The following is a 17119-nucleotide window of genomic DNA, read 5'->3' as shown; positions in this document are numbered from 1 at the left end:
GAACACGGAAGTTAAGCTCTTCAGCGCCGATGGTAGTTGGGACGCGAGTCCCTGTGAGAGTAGGACGTTGCCGGGCAGCCAAAACCAGTTCAATTTGAACTGGTTTTTTTGTATTTTAGGGAAAAAAGATCCTTTTTACAGGAAGGTTTCAGGGTTTTAAAAAAGGAAATTTGGGTAGAATTGAAGTATTGGTTTTTTATAAAAAGGTTAATTGTGCAGTATACATATAATAAGTTAGAGTAAAGTATAATGATTGCCAAATTGAGGATGCTTTTGTATAATTATAGTCAAATATAGTCAAAGTCAAAACAGTGAGAGGGGGAGCCTATATGAAAAATATATCCGATATTATTGAAAATTATTTGAAGAGCGTTCTCGATATAAGCGAGAAAGAATTGGTAGAGATAAAAAGAAGCGAAATTGCTGATAAGTTCCAATGCGTTCCCTCTCAAATTAATTATGTGATTAATACTCGTTTTACGATCGAAAGAGGTTATCTGGTAGAAAGTAAACGGGGTGGCGGGGGTTATATTCGTATAATGCGGGTACAGTCCCATGACAGAGCACATTTAATTGAACAAATCAGTAATTTGGTTGGACAGCGTATCTCTCAAAGTAATTCTGAGGATTTAATTGGCAGATTAGTTGAGGAAGAAGTTATATCTTCGCGGGAGGCAAAAATCATGTTGAGTGTAATGGACCGTTCTGTACTCCATTATGATTTACCTGAACGAGATGAATTGCGCGCGCGAATCTTAAAAGCGATGTTTATGACATTAAGGTATAAATGAGTTGCTACGAGAGGGTGAAAACAATGCTTTGTCAGGAATGTAACGAAAGACCCGCTACGATGAAGGTTACAAAAATCGTTAACGGCAAACAAACGGAAGTAAATCTTTGTGAATATTGTGCTGAAGAAAAAAGCGATTTTTTTTCATTCAATAATCTGTTAGCAGGTTTATTAAATATGGGATTAGGTATGAAATCAGCCAACTCTAAATCTCCCTTTAGTAATGAAGATCAACTGACATGTCCCCATTGTGGATTAACATACCGTGAATTTGTTAATATCGGTCGGTTTGGATGTTCGGAGTGCTATAAGACATTTAATCCATATTTAGAATCCATATTAAGAAAATTGCATGGAGGGAATGTCCATCATAACGGAAAAATTCCTAAACGTGCTGGCGGAACTATACATATAAGAAAGCAAATAAATGATTTAAAGGCTCAAATCAATGATTATGTTGAGGCAGAGGAATTTGAGAAGGCAGCAGAAGTCAGGGATCAGATTCGTTCATTAGAGAAGGAAATTGAAGCCTCTCAAGAAGGGGGCGAACAAAAATGACAATTGAACACTTTATGGAAAATGCCATCAGTTCATGGATGAACCAGGAAGGGCCGGAATCGGATATTGTATTGAGCTCAAGAGTCCGGCTGGCCAGAAACGTAAAAAATGTTGCCTTTCCGATTGTTTTTTCACAGGAAGAAGCCAAAAGATTACTAAAAAAAGTTGAAGATCGTATTGGTGGTCAGTATCTTTCAGGTTTAGGACATTTGGAAATGGTAAAAATGATAGATCTAAATCCATTAGATAAGCAAGTACTGGTAGAAAAACATTTAATAAGCCCTCTGTTGGCAAAACATAAAGATGTAGGTGCCTGCCTTATTTCAGAAAATGAAGAAGTTAGCATAATGGTTAATGAAGAAGATCATATCCGGATTCAATGTCTATTTCCTGGACTGCAAATTTCTGAAGCTCTCGAAGTAGCAAGCAGAATTGATGATTGGGTAGAGAGTGAAATGGACTATGCATTCGACGAAAAGATTGGATATCTAACAAGTTGTCCAACGAATGTTGGAACTGGATTAAGAGCATCTGTCATGGTTCATTTACCGGGCATTGTGTTAACAAGACAGATAGACAGAGTGGTATCTGCTATTAATCAATTAGGATTGGTTGTGCGCGGTATCTATGGTGAGGGCAGTGAGGCACTGGGAAATATATTTCAAATATCCAATCAAATGACGCTCGGAAAGACCGAGGAAGACATCGTTGATGATTTAACCAGTGTAGTGGAACAGATTATTATGCAGGAAAAGGCAGCAAGGGACACATTAGTACAATCATCAAACATACAATTGGAAGATAGGGTTTTCCGTTCACTTGGTATACTGTCTCACGCCAGAATCATTGAATCCAAGGAAGCGGCAAAATGTTTATCAGATGTTAGATTAGGTATTGATTTAGGTTACATTCCGAATATATCTAAACATATATTAAATGAATTAATGATTGTTACTCAGCCTGGATTCCTTCAGCGATATGCAGGAGGGGAGTTAAATTCAAAAAACAGGGATATTCGAAGGGCTACTTTAATCAGGGATCGATTATTGATGGAAGATAAAACACAAGATGAATAGGAGGAAAACATAATGATGTTTGGTCGATTCACAGAAAGAGCACAAAAAGTATTGGCACTTGCACAGGAAGAGGCAATTAGGCTTGGGCATAATAATATTGGCACTGAACATATCTTGCTTGGTTTAGTGAGAGAAGGGGATGGAATAGCTGCTAAAGCGCTCTATGCTCTTGGATTAAGTCCTGAAAAAATTCAGGAAGAGGTTGAGAACCTGATTGGTAAGGGATCTGAGACTGTACAAACTATTCATTATACTCCTCGTGCTAAAAAAGTCATTGAATTGTCCATGGATGAAGCCAGAAAGCTGGGACATTCTTATGTAGGTACTGAACATGTTTTATTAGGGTTAATTCGCGAAGGCGAAGGTGTAGCAGCCCGTGTTCTGAATAATCTGGGTGTAAGTTTGAATAAAGCAAGACAACAGGTATTACAACTCTTAGGCAGCAATGAAGCAGGTATTCATCAGGGAGGATCATCTTCTGCAGCAAGCACGCCTACCTTGGATAGCCTTGCCCGTGATTTGACTGCGATTGCGAGAGAAGGCAGCCTGGATCCGGTAATAGGAAGAAATAAAGAAATACAACGGGTTATTGAGGTATTAAGTCGTCGTACTAAAAATAATCCTGTGCTTATTGGTGAACCTGGAGTCGGTAAAACAGCAATTGCAGAAGGACTCGCCCAACAAATCATTAATAATGAAATTCCTGAGATCCTTCGAGATAAAAGAGTTATGACACTCGATATGGGGACAGTTGTTGCCGGTACAAAATATCGCGGTGAATTTGAAGATCGCCTTAAAAAAGTGATGGATGAAATTCGTGCTGCAGGTAATGTTATTCTGTTTATTGATGAACTCCATACCTTAATTGGTGCAGGCGGAGCCGAAGGAGCAATTGATGCCTCCAATATTCTAAAACCTTCATTGGCTAGAGGGGAATTGCAATGTATCGGGGCTACAACACTTGATGAATATAGAAAATATATTGAAAAAGATGCAGCTTTGGAAAGACGCTTTCAGCCAATTCAGGTTGACGAGCCAACAATTGAGGAATCTATCCAAATACTTAAAGGCTTGCGCGACCGCTATGAGGCACATCACAGAGTATCAATCACAGATGAAGCAATCGACGCTGCAGTTAAGCTATCTGATAGGTATATCTCCGATCGGTTCCTACCAGATAAGGCAATTGACCTGATTGATGAATCAGGTTCCAAGGTAAGACTCCGTTCCTACACTACGCCGCCTAATTTAAAGGAACTTGAAGTTCGCCTGGAAGAGGCACGAAAAGAGAAGGATGCGGCTGTTCAAAGTCAGGAATTTGAAAAAGCGGCATCATTGCGTGATATCGAACAAAAATTACGTGAAGAACTTGAGAATACAAAACGTGATTGGAAAGAGAAACAAGGGAAAGAAAACAGCGAAGTTACTGTAGAAGATATTGCGCACGTTGTATCGAGCTGGACTGGTATACCGGTTACGAAGCTTGCACAAACTGAATCTGATAAGCTTCTGAATATGGAGGAGATTCTCCATAACCGTGTGATTGGTCAGGAAGAAGCAGTTATAGCTATTTCCAAAGCTGTACGTAGAGCAAGAGCTGGACTGAAAGATCCTAAACGCCCAATAGGGTCATTTATCTTCCTTGGTCCTACAGGGGTTGGTAAAACAGAATTAGCTAGAGCACTGGCCGAGTCAATGTTTGGCGATGAAGATGCAATGATTAGAATTGATATGTCTGAGTATATGGAAAAGCATTCAACATCCCGCCTTGTTGGGTCACCTCCAGGATATGTTGGGTATGAGGAAGGCGGACAATTAACAGAAAAGGTTCGCCGTAAACCATATTCCGTTGTGCTTCTTGACGAAATTGAAAAAGCGCATCCGGATGTCTTTAATATCCTGTTACAGGTATTAGAAGATGGACGTCTGACAGATTCAAAGGGCAGGACAGTTGATTTCCGTAACACAATTTTGATTATGACTTCCAATGTCGGAGCTCATAGTTTGAAAAAGAATCGGTATGTTGGGTTCAATATGCAGGATCAAGGCCAGGATTATAAAGATATGAAAGGCCAGGTTATGGAAGAATTAAAACGTGCTTTCCGTCCAGAATTCCTAAACAGAATTGATGAGATTATTGTGTTCCACTCTCTGGAAAAAGAGCATTTGAAATCGATTGTTACGTTGCTGGGTGACCAGCTGATCAAACGCTTAGCTGAGCAGGATATTAATCTTGAATTGACGGAAGCGGCAAAAGAAAAAATTGTAGAAGAAGGCTATGATCCAGATTATGGAGCACGTCCTTTGAGAAGATCTATCCAAAAACATGTTGAAGACTTCTTATCAGAACAACTGTTGAAAGGAAAGATTGAAAAAGGTAAAAAAATTACTATCGATGTGGTTGATGGTGAGTTTACTGCCAAAACAGGGGATGAAGTAATAGCTGGTAAGTAACAAATATTGGTTTGAGGGCACTGCCATAGGGTTGTGCCCTTTCCTTACAGATAGCTATAAATACTCTATAATGACAAATAATAAGAATAAGAATAGCGATATAATCCGTAAAATAAAAAAAGAAGCACATAATTAGTTAATTTATTCCCCGGAGAGGATTAAAAGAAATATGGCAAAAAAGAAAACGAAATTTATATGCCAAAGTTGTGGATATGAATCAGCAAAATGGATGGGGAAATGCCCTGGCTGTAATGAATGGAATACCATGACAGAGGAAATTGAAATAACAGCTAATAAAAATCAGAGACGTACAGCTTTTACCCATTCGGATCAGGCAATGGCTAAGCCTACATCGATTAGTTCCATAGGTACGGAGCAGGAACCTCGCGTATTAACAGATTCAAATGAACTCAATCGTGTTCTTGGAGGAGGAATTGTACCTGGATCCTTGTTATTGATAGGTGGAGATCCGGGAATTGGAAAATCTACTTTATTACTGCAGGTTTCATCCCAGCTAGCGAATAATAATTACGATGTTTTGTACATATCTGGCGAGGAATCAGTGAAGCAAACAAAACTGAGGGCTGTTAGACTGGGGGTATCTTCAGACCATCTCTATGTTTATTCTGAAACAGATATGGGGATGATTGAACAAGCTATCAATGAAATGAACCCTAATTTTGTCATAATTGACTCTATTCAAACGGTATTCCATCCTGATGTAACATCTGCTCCAGGCAGTGTATCACAGGTTCGTGAATGTACAGCTGAATTAATGAGACTGGCTAAGACAAAGGGAATTGCAATATTTATTGTTGGCCATGTTACAAAAGAGGGTAATATTGCCGGACCGAGACTATTGGAACATATGGTGGATACCGTGCTCTATTTTGAAGGGGAACGTCATCATACTTATCGTATTCTAAGGGCAGTCAAGAACAGATTTGGTTCTACAAATGAAATGGGTATTTTTGAAATGAAGGAAGAAGGATTGGAGGAAGTTTTGAATCCTTCGGAGATATTCCTTGAAGAACGTTCTCAGGGTGCAGCGGGTTCAACTGTCGTAGCTTCGATGGAAGGAACACGGCCCATACTTGTAGAAATACAAGCCCTCATTTCTCCATCTATCTTCCCTAATCCAAGAAGGATGGCAACAGGAATTGACCATAATCGTGTCTCTTTGTTAATGGCTGTTCTGGAGAAAAGAGTTGGTCTCTTACTTCAAAACCAAGATGCATATTTAAAGGTCACCGGTGGAGTAAAGTTGGGTGAGCCTGCTGTAGATTTGGCTGTAATTGTCAGTATAGCTTCAGGCTTTAAAGACGTACCTACTAGAGCAACGGATTGCATTGTTGGTGAAGTTGGATTAACCGGTGAAGTTAGAAGGGTATCGCGGATAGAACAAAGAGTAAAGGAAGCAGCGAAGCTTGGATTTGAGCGTATTATCGTGCCTGCCAATAATTTGGGTGGCTGGAAACCTCCGTCAGAAATCAAAGTGATTGGAGTCAATTCGGTAAGCGAAGCTTTAAAATATGCATTAGGGGGTTAAGGTAATGGATAAAAAGGCAGCAGAAAAAGCCAAGGCGCAAATCATTCAATTGGTATCCCCAGGCACACCCTTTAGAGAGGGCCTTGATAATGTTTTGCGTGCCAATACGGGTGGATTAATTGTGGTTGGATATAACGATAAAGTTAAATCCCTTGTAGATGGAGGATTTAAAATCGGCTGCCCTTTTTCACCCAGTTATCTATATGAATTAGCTAAAATGGATGGAGCCATTATCCTTAATGAGAAAGTGGAGACCATTATGCTTGCGAATGCCCATCTTGTACCAGATAAAACGATACCTTCAATGGAAACCGGAATGAGGCATCGAACAGCTGAGAGAATTGCTAAAGAGACGAAGGCATTGGTAATAGCCATTTCTCAACGAAGAAATGTCATTACTCTTTATCAAGGAAACTTTCGATACGTGCTGAGGGAATTGTCTGTGATATTAACAAAGGCTAATCAAGCGATGCAAACACTTGAACGGTATCGTTCTGTTTTGCAGGAAAGTATTCATAATTTAAGTAAGCTGGAATTTGAAGAGATGGTAACATATGCGGATATTCTATATGTAATGCAGAGGCTTATAATGGTTATGAGAATTAAAACCGAGCTTTTGATTTATATGAATGAATTAGGTGTTGAAGGAAGGCTGCTGCGTTTGCAATTACATGAAATGCTGCATGTGGTGGAACAGGAGGTAATGCTTGTCTTAAAGGATTACACAATTGATCCGGAGGGCCTTAAGCCAGAACAGGTTTTTCAGGCGTTTGTTGATTTATCCTATTCAGAATCTGTTGAGGACACAGCTATCATGAAAACTCTTGGGTATACAGGGTTTGTACCGATGGAACAGATCGTCTCACCCTGTGGGTATCGGGCCCTTCATAAGATACCAAGGCTGCCCTTCAGTATCATCCATAATCTCGTAAAGAGGTTTGGCAAGCTATCTAATTTGTTGAATGCAAGCGTAGCGGATTTGGATGACGTAGAGGGTATAGGAGAAGTAAGAGCTAAAAAAATCCACCATGGGCTGAGACATATAAAAACAGAAATTGGGCAGCACAGCTTATAATATAAGATAAAATATGGAAGTTCTGACATCTATCTGACGTATAATCAGGTTATAATAATAGATAATGCATAAAAAAGGCTGATATATGCTTTTTGTTACAGTGTAATTACATCTTCTTTACAGCAAGTTAATTAATGGGTAAAAACTATTAAAGCAGGAAAGTCCTCGTTTATAATTATTAATGGGAGGTGAAGGAATGTTAAAAAGAATTATACAACTGTGTTTCTTAATCGTAGGAGGAGCCATAGGAATCATCGTATTGCCAGATTTATTTTCATTAATTACTGATAATTCATTTATTACTAATCCTATTTTTACTGGTTTCGCAGGTGCAATTATTTTTTATATCATTACTTTCTGGATGGTTGATCATGTAGTACATTTCATTAAATGGGTGGAAGAACAATTAATTATTGCTCCCATCACGGATATTATATTTGGAAGTATGGGGCTTTTACTTGGCCTTCTATTGGCCTTCCTTATTGGTCTTCCGCTGAATTCAATTCAGTTACCGATCATCAACACAGTCGCTCCAATTCTCTTGACTTTAATATTTGGTTATTTAGGCTTCCAGGTGGGCTTTAAAAAACGGGATGAGCTAACCAACCTTGTGACTAACTCGGTTAAAACAAGGAAAAAAGGTACAGAGCAAGATGGCGATACAGAAGCAGCTCCATCCAATATAAAAAGGAAAGTTCTCGATACAAGTGTAATTATCGACGGACGTATTGCAGATATTTGTAAAACTGGCTTTTTGGAAGGACCTATCGTTATTCCACAATTTGTGCTTGGTGAATTGCAGCATATTGCTGATTCTTCCGATGCATTGAAAAGAACAAGGGGAAGAAGAGGGCTCGATATTCTGAATAAAATCCAAAAAGAGCTTCCAATTGAAGTCGAGATGTATGAAGGTGACTTTGAAGACGTACAGGAAGTAGATAGTAAGCTGGTCAAATTAGCCAAGGTATTGGACGGTATTGTTGTGACCAATGACTTCAATTTAAATAAAGTCTGTGAGTTCCAAAATGTTCAGGTATTAAATATTAATGATTTAGCAAATGCAGTTAAACCGGTGGTTATTCCTGGTGAAGAAATGCTCGTCCAGGTTATCAAGGATGGGAAAGAGCAAAATCAGGGTGTAGCGTATCTGGATGACGGAACGATGATTGTGGTTGAAGATGGCCGAAATTATATCGGTAAGAAGATTGAGGTCATTGTTACATCCGTTTTACAGACTTCGGCTGGACGTATGATATTTGCGAAACCAAAATTAATGGAAAAAGCATTATAAAAGAAATAGCTATCGATGATATAGGAGTAGAAGATGGATTATGAAGTGATTATCCCTGCAGCTGGGCAAGGGAAAAGAATGAAGGCAAGTAAAAATAAGCTTTGGATTGAACTGAAAAATAGCCCGATTATCGCACATACCTTGTCTGTATTTGGCACGGATAAGCATTGTAAACAAATTATTTTGCCAATCAATCCTGCAGAAAAAGAAGAATTTAATAGGCTGATCAAAACATTATCACTACCGACTCCTATTGTATTGATAAATGGCGGCAGCGAGCGGCAATATAGTGTCAGCAATGGGTTGAAAGCCTTAAGTGACGAGGCAGAAATCGTCCTCGTGCATGATGGAGCCAGACCGTTTATTAATCATTCTATGTTAAGAAATTTAATTGCTGATGCAAAAGAGTTCGGTGCAAGTGTGTTAGCCATACCTGTTAAGGATACGATTAAACAAGTCAGAGATACCATGGTAGAGAAAACAATCGATCGATCAAGCTTGTGGGCAATCCAAACCCCGCAAGCTTTTCGTGTGTCTCTGTTAAAGGAGGCACATGAGGCAGCTGTTATCACAAATTACCTTGGAACAGATGATGCGAGTCTGGTTGAGCAAATTGGGAAGAGAGTAGCCATAACAGAAGGAAATTACGATAATATTAAAATTACCACACCAGAGGATCTATATTTTGCTGAAGCGATTCTTGAGAAAAACTTAAAAGGAGACCGTCATGTTTAGAATAGGACAAGGTTTTGATGTACATCAATTAGTAGAAGGACGACCATTGATTATTGGGGGTATTACCATTCCTAATGACAAAGGATTGCTTGGGCATTCTGATGCGGATGTTCTGCTCCATACTGTAGCAGATGCATGTCTGGGTGCTGTGGCAGAGGGAGATATCGGCAAGCATTTTCCGGATACTGACCCGGCTTTTAAAGATGCCGATTCTAAAAAGCTTTTAACCCATGTATGGAAACTTGTAAAGCAAAAGGGATATAAGCTAGGCAATATTGATTGCACAATAATTGCAGAGCGGCCGAAAATGCGCCCTTATATCGATCAAATGCGTAAAGTAATAGCCGATCTACTTGAAGGTGACATGGAACAAGTAAACGTAAAAGCTACTACAACTGAAAAGCTTGGATTTCCAGGCAGAGGTGAGGGCATAGCGGCTCAAGCTACGGTTCTTTTAATAAAAGAATAGAACTGGTGGTTTTAAACAAGATTAAAATAGTGGTAAAATGAATCCTACTTAGGTACTTTATCATTTGGGAGGAAATATTAATGACTAGCAGTATACGTGTTCGGTACGCTCCAAGTCCGACTGGACATCTTCATATCGGTAATGCCAGAACAGCTTTATTTAACTATTTATTTGCACGCAGCCAGGGTGGCAGCTTTGTTATAAGGATTGAAGATACAGACCAAAAAAGAAATATTGCCGGTGGAGAAGAAAGCCAATTAAAGTATTTGAAATGGCTGGGCATGGATTGGGATGAAAGTGTCGATGTACCTGGTGCATATGGACCTTATCGCCAATCAGAACGTACTCATATTTATGAGGAATATTATCGTGATCTTATTAAAAGAGATATGGCTTATAAATGCTATTGCACAGAAGAAGAACTAGAACAAGAACGTGCGGAACAGATGGAACGTAATGAAACTCCGGCTTATTCGGGTAAATGTCGCCATCTGACAGAAGAAGACCATGCAAGGCTCGAAGCGGAAGGCAGAAAACCAAGCATTCGCTTTGTTGTTCCAAAAGGTAAAGTATACACATTCAATGATATGGTTAAAGGTGATGTATCGTTTGAATCTGATGGCATTGGAGACTTTGTCATTATTAAAAAAGATGGAATTCCTACGTATAACTTTGCAGTAGCAATTGATGATCATTTGATGGAAATATCTCATGTACTTCGCGGAGATGACCATATCACCAATACGCCTAAGCAATTGATGGTTTATGAAGCCTTTGGGTGGGATCCTCCTGTTTTTGGCCATATGACATTGATTGTCAATGAAAGCCGTAAAAAATTAAGTAAGCGTGATGAATCCATTATTCAGTTTATCGAGCAATATGAAGAACTTGGCTATTTGCCTGAGGCTCTGTTTAATTTTATTGCCCTTTTAGGATGGTCTCCGAGCGGTGAGGAAGAAATCTTCTCGAAGGAAGAGTTTATCTCAATCTTTGATGCAGACCGATTATCTAAATCACCAGCTTTGTTTGATAAACAAAAGCTTACGTGGATGAATAATCAATACATGAAAAAGGTTGATACGGAACGAGTGCTTGAATTGGCGTTGCCTCATTTACAGGAAGCAGGTCTTGTACCAACTGAAATGTCTGAGGAAGAACATCATTGGGTACAAAAGCTTATAGCTTTATATCAGGATCAAATGAGCTACGGAGCAGAAATCGTGGACCTATCAAGCATCTTCTTTAAGAAAGAGATTGTTTATAATGATGAAGCGAAGGAAATACTGGGAGAAGAACAGGTTCCTGAGGTATTGAAGGCCTTCCTTGATGAAGTAAAGAGTATGCCTGAATTTGTTGACAGTGAGATTAAGGCAGCAATTAAACGAGTACAAAAAGAAATAGGCCATAAAGGCAAAAAATTATTTATGCCTATCCGTGTAGCGGTAACCGGACAAGCTCACGGTCCTGATCTGCCAAAAGCAATCGAGCTTTTCGGCCGCAATCGAGTGATTTCTCAATTAGAAGAACTTTTACGTTAACATTTTAACCGTAATATAATATAGTATAATTAAACATTCATACTTAAAGTGATGAATGGGGATAAGTAGGATTAAAGAAGATGTTTATTAGAGAATAACCATCATTGGCTGGAAATGGTTATAACCTCTCTTAATCTGAATGCACCCCTGAGCCCTTCTTTGAACGCCTGGTAATTTAGGCCAGTAGAGGAAGGCGGCATACCCACTGTCGTTAAAAAGGGGAAAGTTGGAGCTCGATACTTAAGCTCAAACAGAGTGGAACCGCGCCTATAAGCGTCTCTGTCTTTTGGACAGGGCGCTTTTTTTATGCAGAAAAATGGCTGGTGATGGGAGAAACAGGATGTTTATTATACGATCTTTAGGAAGGATAAGTTACCGTGTTTCCATCTTTCGTAAAGTACATCTCTAGAGAAGAGAAAAGTACTGCTTGTTTTTGCTTTTATGCGTTTAAGGAGGGGTAACATCATGTGGAAACGGTTAAAAGAAGATATAGACGTTATATTTGAACAGGATCCTGCAGCAAGATCGACAATTGAAATCATCCTGACGTATTCAGGTTTACATGCTATCTGGAATCATCGAATTGCACATTTTTTTTATAAGAGAAATTTCAAATTTATTGCCAGGGTCATCTCCCAGTTTAGCCGATTTTTAACCGGTATAGAGATACATCCGGGAGCGACAATCGGCAGGCGCTTTTTTATTGATCATGGCATGGGTGTCGTTATTGGAGAAACTTGCGAGATTGGTGATAATGTGACTGTATACCAGGGGGTTACACTTGGAGGTACAGGTAAAGAGTCAGGCAAACGTCATCCAACAGTTGAGGATAATGTATTGATTGCAACGGGGGCTAAAGTGCTCGGCTCCATCGTCATAGGGGAAAACTCGAAGGTTGGAGCGGGTTCAGTGGTTTTAAAAAATGTCCCTGCCAACTCAACGGTAGTCGGCATTCCCGGTAAGGTGGTTATCAAAGATGGCGTACGATTAAAACAAGATTTAAATCATCGGGACCTTCCTGACCCTGTAGAAGATCATTGCAATCGAATGGAACAGGAAATTGATATATTAAAGAAAGAGATAATGGATTTGCGAAAGGAGTTAAATAAACGTGAGCGTTCAAATTTATAATACACTGACAAGAAAAAAGGAAACCTTTCAGCCGATTGAAGAGGGAAAGGTTAAGATGTATGTGTGCGGTCCGACTGTATACAACTATATTCATATAGGGAATGCGAGACCGGCGATTGTATTTGATACGGTCCGCAATTACTTACAATATAGAGGCTATGATGTAAAGTTTGTTTCTAATTTTACAGATGTTGATGACAAGTTAATCAAAGCAGCTCGTGAACTGGGAGAAGATGTGCCGGCTACAGCTGACCGGTTCATTAAAGCTTATTTTGAGGATGTTGGAGCACTTGGATGCAAAAAAGCTGATGTGCATCCAAGGGTAATGGAAAATATGGATTTAATCATTGAATTTATTCAGGCCCTAATAGATAAAGGAATGGCTTATGAATCCAGTGGGGATGTGTACTACCGTACAAGAGATTTTAAAGATTATGGAAAGCTTTCGCACCAGTCCATAGATGAGCTGCGGGTAGGCGCGAGAATAGAAGTAGATGAGCGGAAACAGGATGCACTTGATTTTACTTTGTGGAAAGCGGCTAAAGATGGTGAAATTTCTTGGGATAGCCCATGGGGCAAAGGAAGACCGGGTTGGCATATAGAATGTTCTGCGATGGCTAAAGAATACTTAGGGGATAGGATTGATATTCATGCTGGAGGACAGGATTTAGCATTCCCTCACCATGAAAATGAAATTGCACAGACAGAAGCTTTAACCGAAAAGCCATTCGCAAATTATTGGATGCATAATGGCTATATTAATATTGATAATGAAAAAATGTCTAAATCTCTCGGTAATTTTGTAATGGTACATGATATTATTAAGCATCATGATCCGGCAGTATTAAGATTCTTTATCCTGTCCGTTCATTACAGAAATCCAATTAATTACAGTGAAGAGTTATTAGAGTCAACGAAGATTTCATTGGACCGCTTGCGAACTACTTACGAAAACTTAAAACACCGCCAAACGGCAAGCACCAATATTACTCATAACGATGCGGAATGGTTCGAGAAAATCGGAGAATTGCATGCAATGTTTGAAGAAGCAATGGATGATGATTTCAATACCGCAAATGCTATTTCGGTATTGTTTGAACTATCAAGGCAAGGTAATTATTATCTGTTAGAAAAAGTGACCTCCGATGCAGTTATTGAAGCATTTTTAAATGAGTTTCGTATTTTATTTGATGTACTCGGTATTAAGCTTGAGGTTGAACAATCGCTTGATGCTATGGTAGAAAAATTAATTGAAGAACGTAATCGGGCAAGAAAAGAACGTAATTTTACTCGCTCTGACGAGATTAGAGATGAGCTAAAAGCAATGAATATTATTTTGGAAGATACTGCCCAAGGTACACGCTGGAAACGGGGATAAAAAGAATGCTTGAGGACTTAAAGGAATTAGATGTAACGGCTTTGGGAAGTCTGGCTCTGGCCTATATTGGAGATGCGGTATATGAAGTATATATTCGCCATCATCTGCTATCTATTGGACAAGTAAAACCAAACAGGCTTCATAAAGAAGCAACGAAGTATGTATCTGCTAAATCACAGAGTGCAGTCGTACATTATTTATTAAATGAGCATCTTCTAACTGAAGAGGAAGAAGCTGTTATCCGCAGAGGGAGGAATGCTAAGTCAGGCACAATCCCAAAAAATACAGATGTGCAAACATATAGATACAGCACAGCTTTTGAAGCATTAATTGGTTATCTATATGGGAGCAAGAAACAGGAACGTCTTGATGAAATTATAGAGTTGGCGATTCAATTTAAAGAGAGGAGTGAAGTGCAGAGATGAGCGATGATTTAATTATGGGACGTAATACCGTCTTAGAGGCATTGCGATCGAAACGCGATATTCATAAGATTTGGATTGCAGAAGGAGCTACGAAAGGGCAGATTCAGCAGGTAATCGCGGTTGCAAAAGAAAATAAAGTTATGATACAAACAGCACCAAAGAAAAAACTGGATCAAATGATTGAGGGGAATCACCAGGGAGTTATTGCTCAGGTGGCGGCCTATCAATATGCAGAAATTGACGACATGTTTAAGCTGGCGGAATCCAGACAGGAAGACCCATTCATTCTATTGCTTGATGAACTGGAGGATCCGCACAATCTGGGTTCTATCTTAAGGACAGCTGATGCATCCGGTGTTCATGGTATCATCATTCCTAAGCGGAGAGCGGTTGGGTTAACAGCTACAGTTGCTAAATCATCGACCGGGGCAATTGAGCATATCCCGGTTGCACGCGTAACGAATTTATCACGCACGATAGAAGATTTAAAGGAACGCGGTGTATGGATTGCTGGTACAGATGCGAAGGGAAGCCAGGATTATCGGTTGATGGATGGAACGATGCCTCTTGGGATTGTAATTGGTAGTGAAGGGAAAGGAATCAGCCGGGTAATCAAGGAAAAATGCGATTTCTTATATCACTTGCCAATGGTGGGGCATGTTACCTCTCTCAATGCAAGTGTGGCAGCCAGCTTGCTAATGTATGAAGTATATCGAAAGCGATATCCGTTAGAGGGATAAAGATGGAAACCATACTGGTGGTAGATGGCTATAATATCATAGGTGCATGGCCTGATTTGCGCAAGCTGCGCGATCAGGACCTTGCTGCCGCTAGAGACCGTTTAATTGAAATGATGGCTGAATTTCAAGGTTTTTCCGGACACCGGGTTATAATTGTATTTGATGCTTACTTCGTACAGGGAATGGAGAAAAAGTATAGAAATTCAAAAGTTGATGTTATTTTTACAAAGGAAAATGAAACAGCTGATGAATGTATCGAAAGGCTGGCTTCTAAATTAATAAAAATAAATACTCGTGTGTATGTTGCGACATCAGATTACACGGAGCAGCGAACCATCTTTGCGCAGGGGGCTTATCGGAAATCTGCCCGTGAACTGTTGCAGGAGATGGAATATGTAGAAAAAGAGATTGAAAAAAAGGTCGTGCAAACAAAGGATGAACAGCCTGTATCAAGGATCCCGTTAAGTCGAGAAGTGTCGGAAATGTTCGAAAAATGGAGGAGAGGAAATCTGTGAGGGCATTGACGCTATAAAAGCGCTTACTGTATAATATTGCTATCTTTGGTATCTTACGGAGGGATCGGTGTGGCAATTTCTATCGGGGTAATGCTGGATGATGATTATGGTCATATGGAAGATGAACTGTTAGTCGACCGGGTTCATCAAGGGGACAGCGGGGCCCTGGATTTTTTGATCCACAAATACAGAAACTTTGTAAGGGCTAAAGCGAGAACCTATTTTTTAATAGGTGCAGATAAAGAAGATATTGTTCAGGAAGGTATGATTGGTTTATTCAAGGCCATCCGAGATTATAAGGAGGACAAGCTTACATCCTTTAAAGCGTTTGCTGAGCTCTGTATTACCAGGCAAATTATTACTGCTATTAAAACTGCGACAAGGCAGAAACATATACCGCTCAATTCCTATGTCTCTTTGGATAAGCCTATCTATGATGAAGAGTCAGATCGCACATTGATGGATGTTATAACAGGTGTTAAAGTTATGGATCCAGAGGAATTAATTATTAATCAAGAAGAATTTGATTATATTGAGCTTAAAATGAGCGAGCTGCTAAGTGATCTGGAACGAAAAGTCCTGTCTCTGTATTTAGATGGACAATCCTATCAAGAGATATCAGAGGAATTGGATAGACATGTTAAATCAATTGATAATGCATTGCAAAGAGTAAAGCGTAAATTGGAACGGTATCTAGAAGTTCGCTAGTTTAGTATATTCATAGGGTTATATCTTTAACCCGCTTATTGACAGACAATTTCCTACATGATAAATTTGTAGTGGACTTGTTAATTAAAATAAAGGTGCATTTTTATGAATAAAAAAGTTATCATCGCATGTACAAAATGCGGTTCAAGGAACTATTCAACGAATCATAACCAGTCTAACCAAGAAAAGGTGCGACTGGAGCTAAATAAATTTTGTAAAACTTGTAATACGCACACACCTCATAAACAAACAATCTAATGATTTGGATTGTAAAACTGTATTGGCTGGAGGTTTCAAATTAATGCGACGCATTCTAGAATTCTTCCGAGGCGTTTCTCGAGAAATGAAAAAGGTAAGCTGGCCTAAGAAAAAAGAGCTTACAACCTATACGATAACTGTTTTATCAACAGTCATCATTATGGCAGTGTTTTTTGCGGTTATTGATCTAGGGTTATCCGAACTTATACGTGTCATTCTTAAATAGTGAATAAACAGCACAAAACATGGTATAATGAAAACTAGCATAAGAAAAGACTTGAAAGCCCGGAAACGGGTTTTTTAATTTGTCTAAAAAATAGATTCGATACTTAGCAGGAATCTGCTGGATTTAAAATTTGCGCAAAAATTAAAAAATAACAGCTGACAAGATATATTTGAATATCACTGTTTGCAAGGAGGGAAGGACGT

At 39.2% G+C, this 17119-nt stretch carries 18 protein-coding genes, 1 rRNA gene and 1 other annotated feature; all 19 genes read left to right on the top strand.

Going from position 1 to position 17119, the window contains the following annotated elements:
- Window positions 1–76 (top strand): 5S ribosomal RNA (gene rrf / locus AC4BHP_RS17495); the annotation flags it as partial.
- Window positions 77–329: 253 nt separating this feature from the next.
- On the top strand, window positions 330–791 hold the full coding sequence (locus AC4BHP_RS17490; RefSeq protein WP_066103078.1) for a CtsR family transcriptional regulator: 462 nt from the start codon (window positions 330–332) through the stop codon (window positions 789–791).
- 23 nt (window positions 792–814) lie between these two features.
- On the top strand, window positions 815–1348 hold the full coding sequence (gene mcsA, locus AC4BHP_RS17485; protein WP_490553565.1) for a protein-arginine kinase activator protein McsA: 534 nt from the start codon (window positions 815–817) through the stop codon (window positions 1346–1348).
- Window positions 1345–2424, top strand: coding sequence for a protein-arginine kinase McsB (mcsB, locus tag AC4BHP_RS17480; RefSeq protein WP_490553564.1), 1080 nt, complete (start codon window positions 1345–1347; stop codon window positions 2422–2424). The genes mcsA and mcsB overlap by 4 nt, the downstream gene beginning before the upstream one ends.
- A gap of 12 nt (window positions 2425–2436) precedes the next feature.
- A complete protein-coding gene (gene clpC / locus AC4BHP_RS17475; RefSeq protein ID WP_490553562.1) occupies window positions 2437–4878 on the top strand; it encodes an ATP-dependent protease ATP-binding subunit ClpC in 2442 nt (813 codons plus the stop codon).
- Between the two features lie 169 nt (window positions 4879–5047).
- The gene (gene radA, locus AC4BHP_RS17470; protein ID WP_490553560.1) at window positions 5048–6427 is read left to right on the top strand and encodes a DNA repair protein RadA; all 1380 of its coding nucleotides are present in this window, start codon (window positions 5048–5050) and stop codon (window positions 6425–6427) included.
- A gap of 4 nt (window positions 6428–6431) precedes the next feature.
- The gene (gene disA, locus AC4BHP_RS17465; RefSeq protein WP_490553559.1) at window positions 6432–7502 is read left to right on the top strand and encodes a DNA integrity scanning diadenylate cyclase DisA; all 1071 of its coding nucleotides are present in this window, start codon (window positions 6432–6434) and stop codon (window positions 7500–7502) included.
- A gap of 196 nt (window positions 7503–7698) precedes the next feature.
- The gene (locus AC4BHP_RS17460) at window positions 7699–8793 is read left to right on the top strand and encodes a PIN/TRAM domain-containing protein (RefSeq protein ID WP_490553557.1); all 1095 of its coding nucleotides are present in this window, start codon (window positions 7699–7701) and stop codon (window positions 8791–8793) included.
- 33 nt (window positions 8794–8826) lie between these two features.
- A complete protein-coding gene (ispD, locus tag AC4BHP_RS17455; RefSeq protein WP_490553555.1) occupies window positions 8827–9528 on the top strand; it encodes a 2-C-methyl-D-erythritol 4-phosphate cytidylyltransferase in 702 nt (233 codons plus the stop codon).
- A complete protein-coding gene (ispF, locus tag AC4BHP_RS17450) occupies window positions 9521–9997 on the top strand; it encodes a 2-C-methyl-D-erythritol 2,4-cyclodiphosphate synthase (protein ID WP_490553553.1) in 477 nt (158 codons plus the stop codon). The genes ispD and ispF overlap by 8 nt, the downstream gene beginning before the upstream one ends.
- A gap of 80 nt (window positions 9998–10077) precedes the next feature.
- A complete protein-coding gene (gene gltX, locus AC4BHP_RS17445; protein WP_490553551.1) occupies window positions 10078–11535 on the top strand; it encodes a glutamate--tRNA ligase in 1458 nt (485 codons plus the stop codon).
- 42 nt (window positions 11536–11577) lie between these two features.
- Window positions 11578–11819: a binding site (T-box leader), on the top strand.
- 181 nt (window positions 11820–12000) lie between these two features.
- Window positions 12001–12666, top strand: a complete 666-nt coding sequence (gene cysE / locus AC4BHP_RS17440; RefSeq protein ID WP_490553550.1) for a serine O-acetyltransferase — start codon at window positions 12001–12003, stop codon at window positions 12664–12666.
- A complete protein-coding gene (cysS, locus tag AC4BHP_RS17435) occupies window positions 12647–14044 on the top strand; it encodes a cysteine--tRNA ligase (RefSeq protein ID WP_490553548.1) in 1398 nt (465 codons plus the stop codon). Before cysE ends, cysS begins: the two co-directional genes overlap by 20 nt.
- Before the next feature lie 5 nt (window positions 14045–14049).
- Window positions 14050–14469 (top strand): Mini-ribonuclease 3, encoded by a 420-nt coding sequence (locus AC4BHP_RS17430; RefSeq protein ID WP_066103044.1) that lies wholly within the window; start codon window positions 14050–14052, stop codon window positions 14467–14469.
- Window positions 14466–15209 carry a 23S rRNA (guanosine(2251)-2'-O)-methyltransferase RlmB gene (gene rlmB, locus AC4BHP_RS17425; protein WP_490553546.1) on the top strand — a complete coding sequence of 248 codons (744 nt, stop codon included), beginning with the start codon at window positions 14466–14468 and terminating at the stop codon, window positions 15207–15209. Before AC4BHP_RS17430 ends, rlmB begins: the two co-directional genes overlap by 4 nt.
- Window positions 15210–15211: 2 nt before the next feature.
- Window positions 15212–15724, top strand: coding sequence for an NYN domain-containing protein (locus AC4BHP_RS17420; RefSeq protein WP_066103038.1), 513 nt, complete (start codon window positions 15212–15214; stop codon window positions 15722–15724).
- A 90-nt stretch (window positions 15725–15814) separates the two neighbouring features.
- A complete protein-coding gene (gene sigH, locus AC4BHP_RS17415; protein WP_066103081.1) occupies window positions 15815–16432 on the top strand; it encodes an RNA polymerase sporulation sigma factor SigH in 618 nt (205 codons plus the stop codon).
- Window positions 16433–16537: 105 nt separating this feature from the next.
- On the top strand, window positions 16538–16690 hold the full coding sequence (gene rpmG, locus AC4BHP_RS17410) for a 50S ribosomal protein L33 (RefSeq protein WP_077248002.1): 153 nt from the start codon (window positions 16538–16540) through the stop codon (window positions 16688–16690).
- 43 nt (window positions 16691–16733) lie between these two features.
- Entirely contained in the window at window positions 16734–16916 is a 183-nt protein-coding gene (secE, locus tag AC4BHP_RS17405) for a preprotein translocase subunit SecE (protein ID WP_066103034.1), read from the top strand.
- Window positions 16917–17119 lie beyond the last annotated feature (203 nt).

The sequence above is a fragment of the Pradoshia sp. Z4_20 genome (assembly GCF_058216035.1).
This window is presented reverse-complemented; position numbering and strand designations above follow the sequence as displayed.

Coding starts and splice junctions, on each gene's coding strand:
- AC4BHP_RS17490 (WP_066103078.1), top strand. CDS start 330: ATGAAAAATATATCCGATATTATTGAAAATTATTTGAAGAGCGTTCTC.
- mcsA (WP_490553565.1), top strand. CDS start 815: ATGCTTTGTCAGGAATGTAACGAAAGACCCGCTACGATGAAGGTTACA.
- mcsB (WP_490553564.1), top strand. CDS start 1,345: ATGACAATTGAACACTTTATGGAAAATGCCATCAGTTCATGGATGAAC.
- clpC (WP_490553562.1), top strand. CDS start 2,437: ATGATGTTTGGTCGATTCACAGAAAGAGCACAAAAAGTATTGGCACTT.
- radA (WP_490553560.1), top strand. CDS start 5,048: ATGGCAAAAAAGAAAACGAAATTTATATGCCAAAGTTGTGGATATGAA.
- disA (WP_490553559.1), top strand. CDS start 6,432: ATGGATAAAAAGGCAGCAGAAAAAGCCAAGGCGCAAATCATTCAATTG.
- AC4BHP_RS17460 (WP_490553557.1), top strand. CDS start 7,699: ATGTTAAAAAGAATTATACAACTGTGTTTCTTAATCGTAGGAGGAGCC.
- ispD (WP_490553555.1), top strand. CDS start 8,827: ATGGATTATGAAGTGATTATCCCTGCAGCTGGGCAAGGGAAAAGAATG.
- ispF (WP_490553553.1), top strand. CDS start 9,521: ATGTTTAGAATAGGACAAGGTTTTGATGTACATCAATTAGTAGAAGGA.
- gltX (WP_490553551.1), top strand. CDS start 10,078: ATGACTAGCAGTATACGTGTTCGGTACGCTCCAAGTCCGACTGGACAT.
- cysE (WP_490553550.1), top strand. CDS start 12,001: ATGTGGAAACGGTTAAAAGAAGATATAGACGTTATATTTGAACAGGAT.
- AC4BHP_RS17430 (WP_066103044.1), top strand. CDS start 14,050: ATGCTTGAGGACTTAAAGGAATTAGATGTAACGGCTTTGGGAAGTCTG.
- rlmB (WP_490553546.1), top strand. CDS start 14,466: ATGAGCGATGATTTAATTATGGGACGTAATACCGTCTTAGAGGCATTG.
- AC4BHP_RS17420 (WP_066103038.1), top strand. CDS start 15,212: ATGGAAACCATACTGGTGGTAGATGGCTATAATATCATAGGTGCATGG.
- sigH (WP_066103081.1), top strand. CDS start 15,815: ATGCTGGATGATGATTATGGTCATATGGAAGATGAACTGTTAGTCGAC.
- rpmG (WP_077248002.1), top strand. CDS start 16,538: ATGAATAAAAAAGTTATCATCGCATGTACAAAATGCGGTTCAAGGAAC.
- secE (WP_066103034.1), top strand. CDS start 16,734: ATGCGACGCATTCTAGAATTCTTCCGAGGCGTTTCTCGAGAAATGAAA.